This window comes from Nonomuraea pusilla (genome assembly GCF_900109355.1).
GTDB lineage: Bacteria > Actinomycetota > Actinomycetes > Streptosporangiales > Streptosporangiaceae > Nonomuraea > Nonomuraea pusilla.
Window position 1 is genome coordinate 62602 of sequence record NZ_FOBF01000003.1, and the last position, 17253, is coordinate 79854.

17 protein-coding genes and 3 tRNA genes are annotated in these 17253 nt (G+C 74.1%); 12 read left to right on the forward strand and 8 right to left on the reverse strand.

What is annotated here, in order from left to right; genetic code table 11:
• Nucleotides 1-128: 128 nt before the first annotated feature.
• Together BMX74_RS06270 and BMX74_RS06275 are read left to right on the forward strand one after the other, a co-directional pair.
• Nucleotides 129-1283: an ROK family transcriptional regulator gene (locus BMX74_RS06270; protein ID WP_055505641.1), complete on the forward strand. Its 1155-nt coding sequence runs from the start codon at nucleotides 129-131 to the stop codon at nucleotides 1281-1283.
• A gap of 319 nt (nucleotides 1284-1602) precedes the next feature.
• Nucleotides 1603-2265 carry a DUF998 domain-containing protein gene (locus BMX74_RS06275; protein ID WP_055505642.1) on the forward strand — a complete coding sequence of 221 codons (663 nt, stop codon included), beginning with the start codon at nucleotides 1603-1605 and terminating at the stop codon, nucleotides 2263-2265.
• A gap of 104 nt (nucleotides 2266-2369) precedes the next feature.
• On the opposite strand, the gene dusB is transcribed toward BMX74_RS06275, so the two are convergent.
• Nucleotides 2370-3479, reverse strand: coding sequence for a tRNA dihydrouridine synthase DusB (dusB, locus tag BMX74_RS06280; protein WP_143078572.1), 1110 nt, complete (start codon nucleotides 3477-3479; stop codon nucleotides 2370-2372).
• Between the two features lie 84 nt (nucleotides 3480-3563).
• Here dusB and BMX74_RS06285 point away from each other — a divergent pair, with 84 nt between their 5' ends.
• From BMX74_RS06285 to BMX74_RS06300, 4 genes are all read left to right on the forward strand, one after another.
• The gene (locus BMX74_RS06285) at nucleotides 3564-4199 is read left to right on the forward strand and encodes an ACT domain-containing protein (protein ID WP_091098997.1); all 636 of its coding nucleotides are present in this window, start codon (nucleotides 3564-3566) and stop codon (nucleotides 4197-4199) included.
• 42 nt (nucleotides 4200-4241) lie between these two features.
• Nucleotides 4242-4313 (forward strand) — tRNA-Gly (locus tag BMX74_RS06290).
• A gap of 15 nt (nucleotides 4314-4328) precedes the next feature.
• A tRNA-Cys gene (locus BMX74_RS06295) sits at nucleotides 4329-4402 on the forward strand.
• A gap of 1 nt (nucleotide 4403) precedes the next feature.
• Nucleotides 4404-4475, forward strand: a tRNA-Val gene (locus tag BMX74_RS06300).
• A 340-nt stretch (nucleotides 4476-4815) separates the two neighbouring features.
• Here BMX74_RS06300 and BMX74_RS06305 read toward each other — a convergent pair.
• Nucleotides 4816-5025 carry a LacI family DNA-binding transcriptional regulator gene (locus BMX74_RS06305; RefSeq protein ID WP_091099000.1) on the reverse strand — a complete coding sequence of 70 codons (210 nt, stop codon included), beginning with the start codon at nucleotides 5023-5025 and terminating at the stop codon, nucleotides 4816-4818.
• A 148-nt stretch (nucleotides 5026-5173) separates the two neighbouring features.
• Between BMX74_RS06305 and BMX74_RS06310 the strand changes: the two genes are divergently transcribed.
• The 4 genes from BMX74_RS06310 to BMX74_RS06325 all read left to right on the forward strand — a co-directional run bounded on the left by BMX74_RS06310 (nucleotide 5174) and on the right by BMX74_RS06325 (nucleotide 9486).
• The gene (locus BMX74_RS06310; RefSeq protein ID WP_055505645.1) at nucleotides 5174-6028 is read left to right on the forward strand and encodes a sulfotransferase family protein; all 855 of its coding nucleotides are present in this window, start codon (nucleotides 5174-5176) and stop codon (nucleotides 6026-6028) included.
• On the forward strand, nucleotides 6025-7203 hold the full coding sequence (locus BMX74_RS06315) for a glycosyltransferase family 4 protein (RefSeq protein WP_055505646.1): 1179 nt from the start codon (nucleotides 6025-6027) through the stop codon (nucleotides 7201-7203). The genes BMX74_RS06310 and BMX74_RS06315 overlap by 4 nt, the downstream gene beginning before the upstream one ends.
• Nucleotides 7204-7332: 129 nt before the next feature.
• Nucleotides 7333-8202, forward strand: coding sequence for a D-alanyl-D-alanine carboxypeptidase family protein (locus BMX74_RS06320; protein ID WP_236714920.1), 870 nt, complete (start codon nucleotides 7333-7335; stop codon nucleotides 8200-8202).
• 219 nt (nucleotides 8203-8421) lie between these two features.
• On the forward strand, nucleotides 8422-9486 hold the full coding sequence (locus BMX74_RS06325) for a WD40/YVTN/BNR-like repeat-containing protein (RefSeq protein ID WP_091099001.1): 1065 nt from the start codon (nucleotides 8422-8424) through the stop codon (nucleotides 9484-9486).
• An 81-nt stretch (nucleotides 9487-9567) separates the two neighbouring features.
• Here BMX74_RS06325 and BMX74_RS06330 read toward each other — a convergent pair whose 3' ends face one another.
• Both BMX74_RS06330 and BMX74_RS06335 read right to left on the reverse strand, forming a co-directional pair.
• On the reverse strand, nucleotides 9568-10242 hold the full coding sequence (locus BMX74_RS06330; protein ID WP_091099004.1) for a cupin domain-containing protein: 675 nt from the start codon (nucleotides 10240-10242) through the stop codon (nucleotides 9568-9570).
• A gap of 10 nt (nucleotides 10243-10252) precedes the next feature.
• A complete protein-coding gene (locus tag BMX74_RS06335; protein ID WP_091099005.1) occupies nucleotides 10253-10882 on the reverse strand; it encodes an alpha-ketoglutarate-dependent dioxygenase AlkB in 630 nt (209 codons plus the stop codon).
• Nucleotides 10883-11062: 180 nt separating this feature from the next.
• Here BMX74_RS06335 and BMX74_RS06340 point away from each other — a divergent pair, with 180 nt between their 5' ends.
• Nucleotides 11063-12232 (forward strand): MFS transporter, encoded by a 1170-nt coding sequence (locus BMX74_RS06340; RefSeq protein WP_091099008.1) that lies wholly within the window; start codon nucleotides 11063-11065, stop codon nucleotides 12230-12232.
• Here BMX74_RS06340 and BMX74_RS06345 read toward each other — a convergent pair.
• From BMX74_RS06345 to BMX74_RS06360, 4 genes are all read right to left on the reverse strand, one after another.
• On the reverse strand, nucleotides 12216-12962 hold the full coding sequence (locus BMX74_RS06345; RefSeq protein ID WP_337959837.1) for a CGNR zinc finger domain-containing protein: 747 nt from the start codon (nucleotides 12960-12962) through the stop codon (nucleotides 12216-12218). The two genes, BMX74_RS06340 and BMX74_RS06345, sit on opposite strands and share 17 nt — an antisense overlap.
• A 25-nt stretch (nucleotides 12963-12987) precedes the next feature.
• Nucleotides 12988-13983, reverse strand: coding sequence for a hypothetical protein (locus tag BMX74_RS06350; protein ID WP_055505650.1), 996 nt, complete (start codon nucleotides 13981-13983; stop codon nucleotides 12988-12990).
• Between the two features lie 5 nt (nucleotides 13984-13988).
• Complete coding sequence (locus BMX74_RS06355) at nucleotides 13989-15032, reverse strand: TolB-like translocation protein (protein ID WP_091099011.1); 1044 nt, start codon at nucleotides 15030-15032, stop codon at nucleotides 13989-13991.
• 94 nt (nucleotides 15033-15126) lie between these two features.
• On the reverse strand, nucleotides 15127-15807 hold the full coding sequence (locus BMX74_RS06360) for a GntR family transcriptional regulator (protein ID WP_091099014.1): 681 nt from the start codon (nucleotides 15805-15807) through the stop codon (nucleotides 15127-15129).
• A 91-nt stretch (nucleotides 15808-15898) separates the two neighbouring features.
• Here BMX74_RS06360 and BMX74_RS06365 point away from each other — a divergent pair, with 91 nt between their 5' ends.
• The gene (locus tag BMX74_RS06365) at nucleotides 15899-17230 is read left to right on the forward strand and encodes an MFS transporter (RefSeq protein ID WP_177227260.1); all 1332 of its coding nucleotides are present in this window, start codon (nucleotides 15899-15901) and stop codon (nucleotides 17228-17230) included.
• Nucleotides 17231-17253 lie beyond the last annotated feature (23 nt).

The window sequence follows — 17253 nt, forward strand, 5'->3', positions numbered from 1 at the left end:
GCAAGGGGTTATGGGTGGGGTCAACGGTGAGTTTTTACGGTAAGAAAAGGGATCGCGCAGCCAGGATGACGTCCCTGCCATCGCTGGCATAATGCTTGTTACAGAGGAGACCTACATTAAGGACGGCGATGGCTGACCTTCGCGGCGGCGACCTGTCACGGCTCAGGCAGCTCAACTCGCTGACCGCCATCAAGGCGCTGCGCGGCGCCGGGCCGCTCACCCTGTCGGCGCTCGCCGAGCGCACCGGGCTGTCGCGGCCGTCCATGAAGGAGGTCGCCGACGAGCTGGTGGAGCTCGGCTGGGTCGAGGAGGTGCGGCCCAGCCCCGGCACCATGGGGCGCCCGGCCCGCCGCTACCGCTTCCGCGCCGACAGCGGCCACCTCGTGGGCGTCGACATCGGGGCGCACAACGTCAGGGCCGCGCTCTCCGACCTCGACGGCGAGATCCTGGCCGAGACCAGGCAGCCCGTCCTGCCCGGCGCCCCCCTCGACGAGCGCCTGGCCGCCCTCGAACGGGCTATCTCCGGCTGCCTCGCGCTCAGCCGCACCACCGTCGACGACCTCTGGACGATCTCCGTCGGCACCAGCGGCGTCATCGACGTCGAGGGGCGCGTCATCTACTCCGCCGCCGTGCCGGCCTGGCGCGACCTCGACCTCGCCGGCCGGGTGCGCGAGATGTTCCCCTGCGAGGTGCTGATCGAGAACGACAGCCGCCTGGCCGCGCTCGCCGAATCGAGGCGCGGCACCGCCAAGGGAGTGCGGGACATGGTGTTCCTGCACGTCGGCAGGCGCATGGGCGCCGCCGCCGTCATCGGCGGCACGGTGCACAGAGGGTTCGGCGCGGCGTCGGGCGAGATCGTCATGCTGCCCGAGTCGCGCTGGTTCGACGCGCCCGAGCACCTGAACGGGTGCGCCGTCGTCCCCGAGGGCACCCCGCCCGAGGACGCCGCCGGCTACACGCTGGCGGCGGCCAGGAACGGCGACCCCGTCGCGCTGGAGGCCGTCGGACGCTACGTCGACGACCTGGCCGTGGGCACCGCCGCCATGGTGCTCATCCTCGACCCCGAGGTCGTGGTGCTCGGCGGCGGCTTCTCCCGGTCGGCCGACGTCCTGCTGCCGCCGCTGCGCGAACGGCTCGAACGCCGCTGCATGCGGATGCCCGAGGTGCGGGCGTCCACGCTGGGCGACGAGTGCGTGGTCGTGGGCGCCATCGACTACGCCGTGGAGCACCTGGACCGGCAGCTGTTCGCCCCGGACGCGGGCCCCCTCCCCCTCACCCGCTGACCAACGCCCCCCGGCCTTCGCACCGCCACGGACGGGCGCGGGCCCGGTGCAGCGGCTCGCCCGGCTCGCGAGCCCGACGACGGTGTGCGGCCCCACGGGCCGGGGCCGGGTGCTCCCGGGCGAGCCGCCGCCCGACCAGCCGCAGCCGGGCGCGCCTTGGCCCGGTGGGCGCGGCTGCGCGCGGCGGACGCGCCTTCACGCGGCGGGGGCCGAAAGATTTTGAAGAAGTTCGGGGCCGTGTGTCGAAACCGCCTCGCCCCGTTCGAGGCGTATCCAGAGGGCCGGATGGGCCGGCCCCTCCGACGCGAGGTTGACGACCATGATCACGCAGCTTGCCCACCTCCCCGCCCGCCCGATCCGCGCCCGCCGCCTGCTGCTCGGCTGCGGCGTCCTCGCCGGCCCGTCGTACGTCGCCATCGGCCTGGCTCAGGCGCTCACCCGGGAGGGCTTCGACCTGACCCGCCACCCCTGGAGCTTCCTGGCCCTCGGCGAGCTCGGCTGGATCCAGACCCTCAACTTCCTCCTCACCGCCTCGGCCGTCATCGCGACCGCCGTCGGACTGCGCCGCGCCCTCGCGCCCGGACGCGGGAGCCGGTGGGCGCCGATCCTGGTCGGCGCGTTCGGCGCCAGCATGATCGGCGCCGCGTTCTTCCCCGCCGACCCCGCGATGGGGTTCCCCGTCGGAACCCCTGCGGGGCCGGGCGCCGTGACCCTGACGGGAACCCTGCACATGGCCGTCGGCGGCATCGGGTTCCTGTGCATGATCGCGGCCTGCTACGTCATCGCCTCCCGGTACTCCCGGGAGGGCCGCAAGGGGTGGGCGCTGTACTCCCGGATCACCGGCACGCTGTTCCTCGGCGCGTTCGCCGGCATCGCCAGCGGCGGCGGCGTGGTGTGGTCCAACCTGGCGTTCCTCGGCGGCATCGTGGCGGTCCTGACCTGGCTGTCGCTGCTGTCGCTGAACCTGCGCCGCACCGCCTGACCCGCCACCCGGACGTGGCAAGCCCAGAGGTCGGCGCCGTGGCACGGACCTTCGGCCTGCGGAGCCGAGCCGGTCGGGGGTGGCGTGCGGCGGCCGGGAGGGCGTCAGCCGCCCGAGACGTCCGACTCCGCCGCCTCCGGCACGGCGGTGTCCCAGGGGTCGTCCAGCCAGCCGTCGGGCAGGTGGACCTTCGACCGCTCGCCCGACTTCCCGCGCGGCGTGTCCGTGTTCGGCGGCCACGGCTGGCCGGCGTCGAGGCGAGACAGCCCCTCGCGCAGCCCGTCGAGCGACTCGGCCGAGGTCAGCTCGCGCCGCACCTCCGCGCCGACGGCGAACCCCTTGAGGTACCAGCCGACGTGCTTGCGGAAGTCGGCCACCGCCGACCGCTCGGCGTCGAAGCACTCGACCAGCGCCTCGGCGTGCCTGAGCATCATGGCGGCCACCTCGCCGAGCGCCGGGCGGACCCGCTCGGCGCTGCCGTCGAAGGCGTTCTGCAGGTCCCTGAACAGCCACGGCCGCCCGAGGCAGCCCCGGCCGACCACCACGCCGTCGCATCCGGTGCGCGCCACCATGCGCAGCGCGTCGTCGGCGGACCAGATGTCGCCGTTGCCGAGCACCGGGATCTCGGGGACGGCCTCCTTCAACCGGGCGATCGCGTCCCAGTCGGCGACGCCGCCGTAGTGCTGCCTCGCCGTACGGGCATGCAGCGCGACGGCCGCGACTCCCTCCTCCGCGGCGATGCGGCCCGCGTCGAGGTAGGTGAGGTGGTCGTCGTCGATGCCCTTGCGCATCTTCACCGTGACCGGCAGCGACCCGGCGCCGGCGACGGCCTCGCGCAGGATGCGCCGCAGCAGGTTCCGCTTGTACGGCAGGGCGGAGCCCCCGCCGCGCCTGGTCACCTTGGGCACGGGGCAGCCGAAGTTGAGGTCGACGTGGTCGGCGAGGTCCTCCTCGGCGATCATCCGGACGGCGCGTCCCACCACGTCGGGGTCGACGCCGTACAGCTGGATGCTCCTCGGCGTCTCGGACGGGGCGAACCGCACCATCCTCAGCGTCTTGGGGTTGCGCTCGACCAGGGCCCTGGTGGTGATCATCTCGCACACGAACAGCCCGCCGCCCTGCTCGCGGCACAGCACGCGGAACGGCGCGTTCGTGATGCCCGCCATCGGCGCCAGCACGACCGGCGGCCACACCCCTATCGGCCCAATCTTCACCCCGACAGTTGTAGCGCAGCTCGGCCGGTGACCGGTATTCGCGGATACGCTGTGATCGGAGGGCACCGAGTGGGGAGGCGATCGATGCTGCTTCGCGTTCGGGTCTCGCTGCCCGACCGGCCGGGCTCGCTGGCGGCGGTCACCAAGGTCCTCGGCGCCGCCGGCGCCGACATCACCCAGGTGACCGTCCTCGACAGGGGCGACGGCGAGGCGATGGACGACATCACCCTGTTCTGCCCCGAGGGCACCCCGGGCGAGTCGCTGGTCGCCGGCCTCCGCAGCGTGCCGGGCGTGCGGGTCGAGGGCGTCTGGCCCACCCGGGAGGCGCCGGGCACCTACCCCGAGCTGGAGATCCTCAAGTACATCACCGCGGCGGGCGACCGGGCCCTCACCACGCTGGTCGACTCGCTGCCGGTCCTGTTCAGCGCCGACTGGGCGGCCGTCGCCGCCGAGGGCCGCGTCCTGTACGCGAGCTGGCGCGCCCCGCAGGACGTCGCGCTCCCGCACGACGTTCCGGCCCGGCCCGCCGCCTCCACGCTGGAGGGCGGCCTGCACGTGATCCACGCCCCGCTCCCTCCGCTGGCGCTCACCCTGCTGCTGGCGCGCAGCGAGGGCCCGGCCTTCCACCGCATCGAGGTGCACCGGCTCACGAGGATCCTGGAGATCTTCCTCAGCCTGCCCGCGACCGAGCGGAGCGTGGCCCGCCAGCTGCGCGCGTGAGCATCTGGTCGAAAAACCCGCTAGAGTTAACCACGCAGCAACGCGGAAGTGGCTCAGTGGTAGAGCATCACCTTGCCAAGGTGAGGGTCGCGGGTTCGAATCCCGTCTTCCGCTCGGAGAGATCGACTCGGTGGAGTGGCCGAGAGGCGAGGCAGCGGCCTGCAAAGCCGTCCACACGGGTTCAAATCCCGTCTCCACCTCCAGGGACGATTAGCTCAGCGGGAGAGCGCTTCCCTGACACGGAAGAGGTCACTGGTTCAATCCCAGTATCGTCCACTCGCGAACGAGCCCCGGGCCCCCGGCCCGGGGCTCGTTCTTTTTCGCCGCGTCTTCACGCTTCCAGCGCGGCCCGGCCGCGCGCCCCCGGGCAAGCCGGGACGTACGGCAGCAGGCACGGTCCCACGGCTGGTGCAGGGCGCTTCGCCGTCCCAGCGGTGAGGCGAGGCGGGTAAGGGCGCTCCGCCCTGCACCAGCGCGGCGCCGTCCCAGCGGTGAGGCGATCCGGCGGTGCAGGGCGCTGTGCCGTGCACCGGCGCGGCGCGTCCTGGCGGTCAGGAGATCCGGCGGCAGGCGGTCGCGGCCCCGTGTCCGCGGCGGGGTCAGGGCGTACGGCATGTCACGGTGGCGTCAGGGCGTGCGGTCCGGGGCAGGTCCCGTGCCGGCCCTGACGACGAGTTCGGGGTCCACCAGTCAGCGCCCGGGAGACGGTCGTCGCCGACACCCCGGCGAGCACCGCGACGTCGCCCAGCGCGGCGGGCCTGTCACGCGGCCGGTCGCGCGGGCCGCCCTGCGGCCTGTCGTCGGACCCGTCGTTCTTGGGTCGCACCGCGGCTCACCCCCTCATCGGTAACGCCGACAGGACATGGGACGAACCATATGAACCGGACACCGTGCGACAGCGGTAACACCGGCGGAAAGAGCCGCCCGCCTCGTTGCCAGGGAACTGCCAGGAACGGCCGGTAGTCTCCGTCTGCATGAACTGGCAGCGCAAAGTCAACAAAGCGCTGGTCAGGTTCACCGGATTCCAGATCGAGCGGGCTGGGGGCCAGGCCAGGCAGCCCTCCGCCCCGACGGCACCAGAGGTCAGACCGCCCGCGGATCCGAAGACCGACCGGCTGCTCGAAGCCCCTGTGTTCATCCTGTCCCCCGTGCGTTCCGGCTCCACCCTGCTGCGCGCGATGCTGAACGCCCACTCCGCCCTGCACGCCCCTCACGAGCTGCACGTACGGCGGCTCCAGGTCCGTCACGGCACGTCGCTCGCCGCCAAGGCGATGGCCGCGCTCGGCCACAACGAGGCCGATCTGGAACACCTGCTGTGGGACCGGGTGCTGCACCGGGAGCTGGTGCGCAGCGGCAAGCGGTACATCGTGGACAAGACCCCGGCCAACGCCTTCGCGTACGAGCGGATCGCCACCTGCTGGCCGGACGCGCGGTTCGTGTTCCTGCTGCGCCACCCTGCCTCGATCGCCGCCTCCTGGCACGAGGCCAGCCCGGACAGGCGCACCCCCGAGGAGGCCGCGCTGGACGCGCTGCGCTACATGAAGGCCGTCCAGCGGGCCAGGACGTCGCTGCCCGGCCTGACCGTCAGGTACGAGGACCTCAGCTCCGACCCCGGGCGCGTCACCCGCGAGATCTGTGAGTTCCTCGGGCTGGAGTGGGAGGAGGGGATGCTCTCGTACGGGCGGCAGGCCGTCCTGGAGAAGGGGCTCGGCGACTGGCGGGACAAGATCCGCACCGGCACGGTCCAGCCGGGGCGGGCGCTGCCGTCCCCCGGCGAGGTGCCCGAGGCGCTGAAGCCGATGGCCCGCACCTGGGGGTACCTCGCGTGAGGATCCGCTACATGATGCTCCACGCGTACGGCATGGGCGGGACCATCAGGACCGTGGTCAACCAGGCGAACGCGATGGTCGCGCTGGGGCACGAGGTGGAGATCGTCAGCGTGGTGCGCAGGCGGGAGGCGCCGCAGTTCGCGATCGACCCGCGCATCTCTCTGGTCACGCTGGTGGACCAGCGCGACGGCAGGCGCCCCGACTCGTTCGGCCGCAAGGCGTGGCGCCGGCTGCGCGGCAAGATCGTGCCGAGGGGTGAGTTCGCGGCCGACTACTTCACCGAGCGGGTCGAGTGGGCCGCCATGGAGTACGTCTCCGGGCTGCGTGACGGCGTCCTCGTCACCACCAGGCCCGCGCTCAACCTGATCTCGGCCCGCCGCACCCCGAGGAGCGTCATCCGGGTGGCGCAGGAGCACATGAACCTGTCCGCCTACCCCGAGACGATCCGCCGCGAGATCGCCCGCCACTACGGCCGGTTCGACTGCGTGGCGGTGCTGACCCGTACCAACCAGGCCGAGTACCGGCGGCTGCTGCCCGGCACGCCGGTCGTGCAGATCCCGAACGCCGTGCACAAGGCCGACCAGGAGCACTCCCGCCAGGTGAACCCGGTCGTGGTCGCCGCGGGGCGGCTCGTCCCGCAGAAGGGGTTCGACCTGCTGATCCCGGCGTTCGCGCAGGTCGTCGCCGAACGTCCGGAGTGGCGGCTGCGCATCTTCGGCACCGGGCCGCGCAGGACGCAGCTCGCCGGGCTGATCGAGCAGCACGGGCTGGGCGAGCACGTCAGCCTGCGGGGCCGCACCGAGCGCCTGGACCAGGAGCTGGCCGACGCCTCGGTCTACGCGCTCAGCTCCCGGTTCGAGGGCCTTCCGATGGTGATGATCGAGGCGATGACGCACGCGCTGCCGGTCGCCGCCTTCGACTGCCCGACCGGGCCGCGTGACGTCCTCACCGACGGGGTGGACGGCCTGCTGGTGCCGCCGAGGGACGTCGACGGGCTGGCCGCCGCGCTGAAGCGGCTCGTCGCCGACCGCGACCTGCGGCTGCGGATGGGGCTGGCGGCGGCGGAGACGTCCAGGGCGTACGCGCCCGAGGTCGTGATGCCACGCTGGGACGACCTGTTCTCGCGGCTGGCGGAGGGCGACCGCCCCGGCGCCCGCTTCGAACCCAGCCTCTGACGGGGCGTCTGTTCAGGAGACGCGGCGCCTCCGGGTGGACAAGTTCCGGAAACCCCGCGTCCACCTGCGGCAAAAAGATTTACCTTTCACCTCATGAAATTCCACCTATTCGGTCAATAGCATGCCAACGTGCGCGGCAGCCTGGTCCCCATGCGTAACCGGAACGTCTGCCTGACCCTCGTGGCGGGCGTCCTCGCCCTGCTCATGGGCCTGGCCGCACCCGCGCACGCCAACGTCACGGCGCCCGAGGTGCACGGTCGAGCGGCCATTCTCATGGACGCCACCTCGGGCGCCGTCCTCTTCCAGAAGGGCGCCACCGCGCGCATGCCCATCGCGAGCCTGACCAAGACCATGACGGCGTACCTGGTGCTGAAGTCCGCCAAGCCCGCCGACCTGGTCGAGATCGAGCCCGAGGACGTGCGCTACGCGGAGGACGGCGGCGGCACCACCGCCGACCTGCGCGCCGGCGACCGCCTCCCGGTCGGCGAGCTGCTGTACGGCCTCATGCTGCCGTCCGGCGCCGACGCCGCCCACGCCCTGGCCCGCACGTACGGGCCCGGCGTGCCGGCGTTCGTGGCGAAGATGAACGCCGCCGCCCGCGCGCTCGGCATGAACGACACCGAGTACGTCAACGCCGACGGCCTGCCCACCGACCGCGGCGACGGCTGGTCCACGGCACGCGACCAGGCGGTCCTCGCCGCCGCCGCGCTGCGCGACCCGCTGATCGAGCGCGTCGCCTCCACCCGCGGCCACGACGTCGCCGCCACGCGCGACCACCGCGCGTACAGCTGGACGAACACCAACAAGCTGCTCGGCACGCCGGGCGCGATCGGGCTGAAGACCGGCTTCACCCGGGCGGCGGGCTTCAGCCTGGCGTTCGCGGGCGAGCGCGACGGTCGCAGGCTGGTCGGCGTGCTGCTGGGCGAGACCGTGTCCAGCCGCCGCTTCACCACCGCGGAAGCCCTGTTGTCGTGGGGCGCGTCGCGTTCCGACGCCTGACGCGCCGCCTCAGGAACGTGGTGGGGGCCGCCTGCCCGGCCCCCACCACCTCCCCCCAGGTTCCGCCCGACCCCCGCCACCACGTCCGGGCAGGTCCCGCCGGACCCCCCGGCACACCCCATCTGGCCCCAACGTTTCCCGGCACGTCCCGGCTGGCCCCACCGTTTCACGACAAGTCGCGTCATGGACGGTGTTGATCCTTTGAGCTAGGTTCCCGGCATGAAGGTGCGAATCGCGCTGAGCGCGCTGTCCGCCGCGGCCTGCGTCCTGGCCGCCCCGCTCCCCGCCCACGCCGCCACCCCCGCACTGGGCTGGGAGCTCAAGGAGACGGGGGTGACGGCCCGGTTCCGCGGCCTGTCGCCCGTCAGCGGCGACGTCGTGTGGGCGTCCGGCACGGGCGGGACCGTCCTGCGGACCGTCGACGGCGGCCGTACCTGGCAGAACGTCTCCCCACCGGGCGCCGAGGCCCTGCAGTTCCGCGACGTGGAGGCGTTCGACGCCCGCCGCGCCGTCGTCCTGTCCATCGGCGAGGGCTCCGACTCCCGCGTCTACCGCACCGACGACGGCGGACGCACCTGGACCGAGACGTTCAGGAACGACGAGCCGAAGGCGTTCTACGACTGCATGGCCTTCTTCGACCGCCGCCACGGCCTGGCCATGAGCGACCCGGTGGACGGCCGGTTCCGCCTGCTGTCCACCGAGGACGGCGGCCGGACCTGGCAGGTGCTGCCCTCCGACGGCATGCCCGACGCGCTGCCCGGCGAGGCCGGGTTCGCGGCGAGCGGCCAGTGCCTCGTCACCTCGGGCGGCAGGGACGCCTGGCTGGCCACCGGGGGCGCCGAGCGCTCCCGCGTGTTCCACTCCTCCGACCGGGGCCGCACCTGGACGGTCTCCGACACCCCCGTGCCCGCGGGCGACCCGGCGCGCGGCGTGTTCGCGCTCGCCTTCCGCGACCCGCACCGCGGCATCGCCGTCGGCGGCGACTACCGGCCCGGCCAGCCGTCGCCGCAGGCCGCCGCGGTGAGCAGGGACGGCGGCGCGACCTGGCAGCAGTCGGCCACCCCTCCCCCTGCCTACCGCTCGGGGGTGGCGTGGCTGCCGAACCTGCCGTTCGCCGCGATCGCCGTCGGGCCCACCGGCAGCGACGTGACGTACTCGGGCGGGACCTCCTGGCAGACGTTCGACGGCGGCTCCTTCGACACGGTGGCCTGCACGCCGGACCTGTCGTGCTGGGCGTCGGGCGAGCAGGGCCGCATCGCCCACCTGACCGTGCGCAGGCCCTGACCGGCACGGCGCCCGCGGCGCCCGCAGCGCCCGGAGGTCCGGCCGTGGCCGGGCCTCCGGGCGGGCGGTGCCGCCGGCCCGTCAGGAGGTCCAGTCCCAGGCCCGCAGGCGGCCGCACATGCCGAACCGGCGCTCCGGCGGCGCCGCCCTGGTGACCGACGACTCCGCCAGGTGTGAGGAGTCTCCCGCCGCCAGCGCGTCGAGGTGGGCGGCGGTCCGGTGCGCCTGCGCGAGCACGCGCTCCTCCCAGATGCCGCGCCAGCCCTCCACGCGGGGCGCGACCAGCCGCGCCGCCGCCTCGTACAGGTCCTTCATCGCGGAAGGGCCTTCGCGCCGCACCCGCTCGCGCAGCGCCTCGAACCCCTCGACCGCCAGGTCGCGCCGGCGCGCCGCCTCCTCCTCGGTACGCGGCGCGGCGGCGGCCCGCGCGTACGCCTCGGGGTCGGCGAGCACGTCGGCGGGGAAGGTCAGGACGGCGTCGCCCGCCTCGGGCAGCCCCGCGTTCTGCATGACGACGAGGATCTCCAGGTCGTCGCCCGGGTTGACCAGGCGGTGCACGGTGCCGGGCGTGAACCACAGGACGGTGCCGGGCTCCAGCGGGTGCTCGCCGGGGCCGTCGCCGCCCAGCGTGGACAGGGTGCCGCCGCCCCGGAGCACGACGTATCCCTCGGTGGAGGCGGTGTGGAGGTGGGGCGAGCCACCCCCGGCGTAGACGCAGAGCTGTGAGACGCCGACGGCGCCGGGGAATCCGCTCACGCCGGGAAGCCTAGCGAACGCCCCTCGGACGGAACTGGACGCTGATGCGCGGCCCCGTGGGCCTGGCAGTCTTCGGCACGGCGTGCTCCCAGGTGCGCTGGCAGCTTCCGCCCATCACCAGCAGGTCGCCGTGGCCCAGGTCGTGCCGGATGGACGGGCCGCCGCCGCGCGGGCGCAGCAGCAGCGAGCGCGGCGTGCCGACCGAGAGGATGGCGACCATGGTGTCCTCGGTGCTGCCCCTGCCGATCGTGTCGCCGTGCCAGGCCACGCTGTCGCGGCCGTCGCGGTAGAAGCAGAGCCCGACCGTGCGGAAGGGCTCGCCCAGCTCCTCCTGGTAGTGGGCGTCGAGCGCGCGCATGGCCTCGTCGAACACCCGGTCGGGCAGGGTCTCGCCCTCGTCGTAGAACTTCAGCAGCCTCGGCACGTCGACGACCTTGTCGTACATGTGGCGCCGCTCGGCGTGCCAGGGCACGACCTCGGTGAGCCGCGCGAACAGCGTGTCGGCGCCGGACAGCCACCCGCGCCGCACGTCGATCCAGGCGCCGTGGTCGAGCACGGTGCGGCGCACGGCGCCGCCGAGCGGCCGGACGCCCAACTCCTCGTCGAGGCCGAGCAGAGATGCCTGGAACGCGCCTGTCATACCGCCGAGTCTACGCCTGTCTTCAAACAGACATTCGACTCGGTGATCGGGTGGCGGCCCGGCCTGCGCGATACGCAGGTCGCGCAGGCCGGGCGGGGTCCCCTTCGACTCAGAGGACTACCTGCCCTGTTCCCCCTCCCTCCCGCGCGCTAACCCCGCTCCTGTAACGTCCCGACTGTGATGAAGCGTTACATGGTGGGGGCGCTCTCCGCCAGGACGGGCGACGAGATGTCCGGCCCGGCCCTGCTGGTCGCCGGGCTGGCCGTCACCGGCTCGCCGGTGCTCGCCTCCTGGCTGCTGGCGGGGCTCACGGCGTCCGCCGCGGCCGGAGGACCGCTGCTCGGCGTGCTGCTCGACCGGGCGCGACGTCCCGGCTCCGTCCTCGCCCGATGCCTGGCGGGGTACGCGGCCGGGCTCGCCCTGGTGGCGTGGGGGCTGGGCCGGTTACCCGGCCCCGTGCTGGTCGCCGCGGCGTTCGCGACCGGGCTGCTCGGGCCCGCGCTGACCGGCGGCTGGACCGGCCAGCTCCCTCTGGTGTCCGGCGGGATCCCGGCAGCCAGGGCCGCCGGGCTGGACGCCATGAGCTACAACGTGGCGGGGCTGGCCGGTCCCGCGCTCGTGGGCGTGCTGGCCGCCTGGGGAGGAGGGACGGCGGCCGTGCCCGCCGCCGTCGTCCTCCTGGCCGCCGCCGTCCCCGCGGCCCGATCCCTCCCGTCCCGCCCGGCTCGGGCGACGGCGGCCCGCGCGCGCCCGGCCGGGGTGTGGGCGGAGCTGGCGGCGGGGTTCGCCGTGATCGTCAGGAACCCGGCACTGCGCAGGGCCACGGGCTCGTCCATGGTGTCGTGCGCGGGGCTGGCCATGCTGGTGGTGTCGGCGCCCGTCCTCGGCGCGGACCTGGCGGGGGACGCGGGGCGCGGGGCGCTGCTCCTGGCCGCCTTCGCCGCCGCGGGGCTGGCCGCCAACGCCCTCCTGGCCTGGGCGGCGGGCCACCGCTCCCAGCGGGACGGCCGGTGGGAGGCGGTGATGCTGTGGGCCACCGTGCTGGTGGGCGCCGGGACGGCGCTCGCCGCCGTGGCGGGCACGTTCGCGGTGGCGGTGGCGGCGGCCGTCGTCGCGGGCGCGGGCGAGGGGCCGCAGCTCACCGCCCTGTTCTCGGTACGCCACCGCGAGGCGCCCGAACGGCTGCGCAGCCAGGTGTTCACCACCGGGGCGAGCCTCAAGGTCACGTCGTTCGCGCTGGGGTCGGCTCCGGCGGGCGTGCTGGCCGCGTCCTCGCCTCAGTCGGCCCTGGTCGTGGGGGCGGCGCTCCAGGCCCTCGCCGCGGCGCTGCTCGTCATCCGTCCCCGCTGAGACCGGGACCGGCGCCGTCCGCCCCGGACGGCGCGTGGCGGGAACGGTGCGCGGCGACGCGTTCGCGGGTCGCGCAGCGGGTGCTGCAGTAGCGGCGCGGGCTGCCGCCGCCGAGGTCGAGGAAGGGGCGGCCGCAGCCGGGTGACGCGCAGAGGCCGCCGGGCACCCGCTGGTGGTCGGCCAGCAGCACGGCCAGCGCCATCGCGGACGACGCCAGGAACCATTCGTCCCAGGGGGCGTCGTCGCCGCTGTCGACGTGCAGGTGCCAGGTGGACGCCCCGCCGTGGTCGGTGAGCCTCGGGGCGCGGGCGGCGCCCGCGAGCAGGCCGTTGAGCAGGGCCGCGGCCGGGCCGGGACCGGGGGCGGCGAACACCTCGCGCAGCCGCGCGGCGGCCGCGCGCATCCTCGCCACCGTGGCGTCGTCCAGGCCGAGGTCGCCCTCCTCACCGTGAGCGCGCAGGACGGACGCCACGGACGCCACGGACTCCGCGGACTCCGCGGACTCCGCGGACTCCGCGGACGGCTGCTCGTGCAGCAGCGCCACGCACAGGTCCACGGCGCGGGCGGCCATGGCCCTGGCCGAGTGCACCCGGGCGCCGGCCGGACGGGCGCCGCCCCTGTGCGCGCCGCCCTGCCCGCCCTGCCGGACGCCCTGCCCGCCGTCCTGCCGGACGCCCTGCCCGCCGTCCTGCCCGCCGTCCTGCTTGCCGCCGGTCGGATGAACCTCCACGGGAGCAGCGTATGCCCCGCGGGAGTCAGCCGCCGCAGGCGGCGAAGACGTAGGTGTCCTTCAGCACCGTGTACGCGTCCCTGACCTTGACCGCGCCGGTGCCGGTGTCGATCTGGACGATCGTCATCCTCGTGGACCTGCCGTGGTAGCGGAGGAGGTGCAGCGTCACCTGGGCGTCGCCGGTCCAGTCGATCATCTCGACGTCCCCGGCCGGCAGCTTGACCCTGGTACGGGCGGTCACCTGGTCGGACCGCACGTCGTACGTGACCAGCTCCGGCCTGGTCTTGCGGATGACGTTGGCGACGGTGTGCCCGTCGGCGGCGAGGGCCTGCGGCCCGTTGGAGGCGACGACCTGCGGCGGGGTGGCGCGGGCGAGCCGTTCGCCGCGCTCGCTGTAGACGGCCAGGTCGGTGACGGCCTCGGCGCCGTCGGCGGTGGTCAGCACCTCGTCGCCGTCGGCGCTGAAGCCCGCGAACGTCTCGTCGCCGGGGACGTCGCCGATGCGTTCGCCGGTGGAGGTGTCGAAGACGCGCGTGGCGACCGGCTTCTCGGCGCCGACCATGACGGCCAGCCTGGCGCCGTCGCCGGACAGCCGCAGGCCGACGCCGTACTGCGCGACGCGCGGCAGCGCCCCCTCGGCCATGAGGACGACGCCTCCGCCGAGCGTCCTGACGGCGAGCCGGCCGGACGTGGTGAAGTAGGCGACGCGCTGCCCGTCGCCGCTGACCGCGATGGGCGCGGCGGCCGGGCCGGCCGGCCTGCCCTTGGCGTCGAGCGCCACGACCTGGGCGTCGCGCAGCACGGACAGCTTTCCGCTGTGCATGACGAGCCGCCAGTGGCCGCAGGGCCGCCGCTCGCCGTCCTTGCCGGCGCAGCTCTTGACGGAGGCGTACCTGATGCTGTCGGCCGCGTGGTGGGGCGCCCGGTGGGGCTGGGCCTGGGCGGGCGTGGGGGCGGCGAGCAGGGCGGTGAGCAGGGCGGCGGGCAGGGCGGCGGCCGCCGCGGCGATCCTGGTCCTCATGGCCTTCACTCCCCCGCCACCACGTTGGCGTACCTGGTCCCGCTGATCGTGTACCTGTCGGTCTGGCGCGTCGCGCCGGTCTCGGGGTCGACGGTGAGCTCCCGTACCACCGCCCGATCCCCGTCCTCGCCGGTCTGGACGACGGCGGTGAGCGTGCCGTCGGCGGCCCAGCGGGCGGTGTAGGGCGCCTCCTCGGCCTTGAGCGGGAGGTCCGCCCCCGCGGTCAGCTCCCCGCTCTCCAGGTCGTACACCCGCACCCGCGGCGGCCGGCGCGGGCTGTCGTCGCCCGGGGTGAACACGGCGACGGTGTGCCCGTCGGGGTTCAGCGCCAGGGCGACGGCGCCCGCGACGGCCTGGGGCGGCGTCCGCCTGACCGTCGCGCCGCCCAGGGTGTGGGCGTACACGACGGTGGTGTTGTCGGCGGTGTAACGGGTGCTGATCACCTCGCCGCCGTCGCCGCTGAAGCCGAGCGGCTGCTCGGCGGCGGGCAGTTTCGCCGTCGCGCCGGTGGCGAGGGTGACGACGAGGTCGTGCCGGCGTCCTGGGGCGTCGTCGTAGTCGACCAGCAGCCGGTCGCCGGTGGGTGACAGGCGGAGGGTCAGCGGGTCGGTGCCCTTCGCGGTGAGTGCAGCGGGCAGCACCCTGGCGGGTCCGCCGGCGGTCCCGCGCACGACCAGGCGGTGGTCGCCCGCCCGCTCGTAGGCGATGACGCGGCCGTCGGCGCTGATGGCGAAGGCGGCGGTGTCGTGGATCTCGTTTCCCTTGCGGTCGATCCTGCCGATCGCGGCGTCGCGGACGACCTTGGCGCCGCCGTCGCGCAGGATGAGCCGCCAGTGCCCGCAGGGGCGGGTGGAGTCGTCCTCGCCGGCGCAGGACCTGACCCAGGCGGCGCGGGCCTGCGGTGTCGCCGACCGGAGGTGCGCCGACCGCGTCGAGTCCGTCGAGTCCGTCGCGTGGGCTGACCGGGCGTGCGCGGCGGCGGGCGCGAGCCCCGCGCCGCCGATGACCGCCGCCGCGAGCAGCGCGACGGTCGCCGAGGGGTGCCTCATGGTGTGTTCCTTTCGCTCACCCCCGTTAGACAGGGACGTGGGGTGGGCGGTTGGTCACAGCTCGGCCACACTTCCCGGCGGCCGGGCACCCGCGTCAGGGGTTCGGCTCGTAGGCGCGGATCAGCAGGTGCTCGGCGTGGTCGAGGTAGTCGTCGAGGTAGGTGGCAGCCTCGTCGGGGCGTCCGGACTCGATGAGGGCGAGCAGGGCGCGGTTGCGCTCGACGAAGGGCTCGTGGAAGGCGCGCGGGTTCTCCATGACGTGGAAGACGAGGCGCAGCTCGGCGAGGAGCTGGCGTACGGCCTCGTCGAGCCTGGGGCTGCCGTTGAGCGTGGCGATCGCCTGGTGGAAGCGGATGTTGGCGGTGCCGACGCCCTGCCAGTCGTCGAGGGCGGCGGCGCGTTCCGCGTCGAGCACGGCCTCCTTGATGACGGCGAGCTGCCGCGGCGTGGGGGTGCGGCGCACGGCGGCGCCTTCGAGCACGCGCCGCACGCGGTAGAGGTCGGCGACGTCCTCGGCCGACGGCAGGCGGACGAACACGCCCCTGTTGAGCCGGTGGTCGAGCAGCCGCTCGTGCCCGAGCAGCCGGAACGCCTCGCGCAGGGTGTTGCGCGAGACCCCGAGCGCCTCGGAGATCGACTCCTCGGACAGGCGCTGGCCGGGCCGGAAGAAGCCTTCGCTGATGCGGTCGCGCAGGATGTCGGCGACCCGCTCGGCGGTGCTGCTGCGGCCGAGCCTGGACCGGTCCCTGGCGAGGTCGGCGACGGCGGGGTTCACAGGTGCCAGGGAATCATGGTGCAAATCACTTGTCGAATTGTTGAACGATCCTTACGTTGAGATGTATCCCCCTAGACACGAGGAGCAACGGATGGCAGGCTCCACGCACCAGACCCGGCGGGTGATCCTCGCCGGCCTGATCGGCACGTCGCTGGAGTGGTACGACTTCTTCCTCTACACGACGGCGGCCACGCTGGTCTTCGGCAAGCTGTTCTTCCCGACGCTCGACCCGCTCAACGCGACGCTGGCGGCCCTCACCACCAACGCCGTCGCGTTCGTCGCCCGCCCGCTCGGCGGCGTCGTCTTCGGCCACTTCGGCGACCGGACGGGCCGCAAGACCGTGCTCGTCGTGACGCTGCTGCTGATGGGCGTCTCCACGTTCCTCATCGGCGTGCTGCCCGGCTACGGCTCCGTCGGCGTGGCCGCGCCGATCCTGCTGGCGCTGCTCAGGTTCGCCCAGGGCCTCGGGCTCGGCGGCGAGTGGGGCGGCGCGGTGATCATGTCGCTGGAGCACGGCGGGAACCGGCGGCGCGGTCTCAACGCGAGCTGGCCGCAGGTCGGCGTGCCCGCCGGGTACGTGCTGGCCACCGGCCTGCTCACGATCATGTCGTTCACGCTGTCCGACGCGGCGTTCCTGTCGTGGGGATGGCGGGTGCCGTTCCTGCTGTCGGGCGGCCTCGTGCTCGTCGGCCTCTGGGTGCGTCTCACGGTCAGCGAGTCGCCGCTGTTCGCCCGGGTGGAGGAGCGCGGAGCGAAGGCCAGGATGCCGCTGCTGGAGGTGCTGCGCACCCACCCGCGGGCGCTGCTGTCGGCGTTCACCGCGCGCATCGGGGTGGACGTCGCGTTCTACGTCTTCACCGCGTACATCATCGTCTACATCACCGGGCCGCTGAAGCTGGAGCGTTCGGTCGCGCTGAACGCCGTGCTCATCGGCTCGGCGCTGGAACTCGTCCTCATCCCGCTGTTCGGCGCGCTCTCCGACAGGGTCGGACGGCGGCCCGTGTACCTCGGCGGCGTGCTCGCCGCCGCCCTGTGGGTGTTCGCGTTCTTCCCGCTGCTCGACACCCGCTCGTTCCCGCTGATCGCGCTGGCCGCCCTCGTCGCGCTCGTCACCCACGCCGCCATGTACGGCCCGCAGGCCGCGTTCATCGCCGAACTGTTCACCACCCGGCTGCGCTACAGCGGCGCGTCGATGGGCTACCAGGTGGCGGGCATCGTCGGCGGGGCGCTCGCGCCGGTCATCGCGCTCAAGCTGTTCGACCTGTACGGCACCACGCTCGCCGTCTCGCTGTACGTGGTCGCCGCCCTGGCCGTCACGACCGTGGGCGTGCTGATGGCGCCGGAGACCCGCGACGTGGACATCACGGCCGACTGGGAGCGTACGCAGCCGAACCTGCCGCGCCAGGTCGGCCCCTTCGCCTGATGCCCGCACCGGCCGGGGGCGGG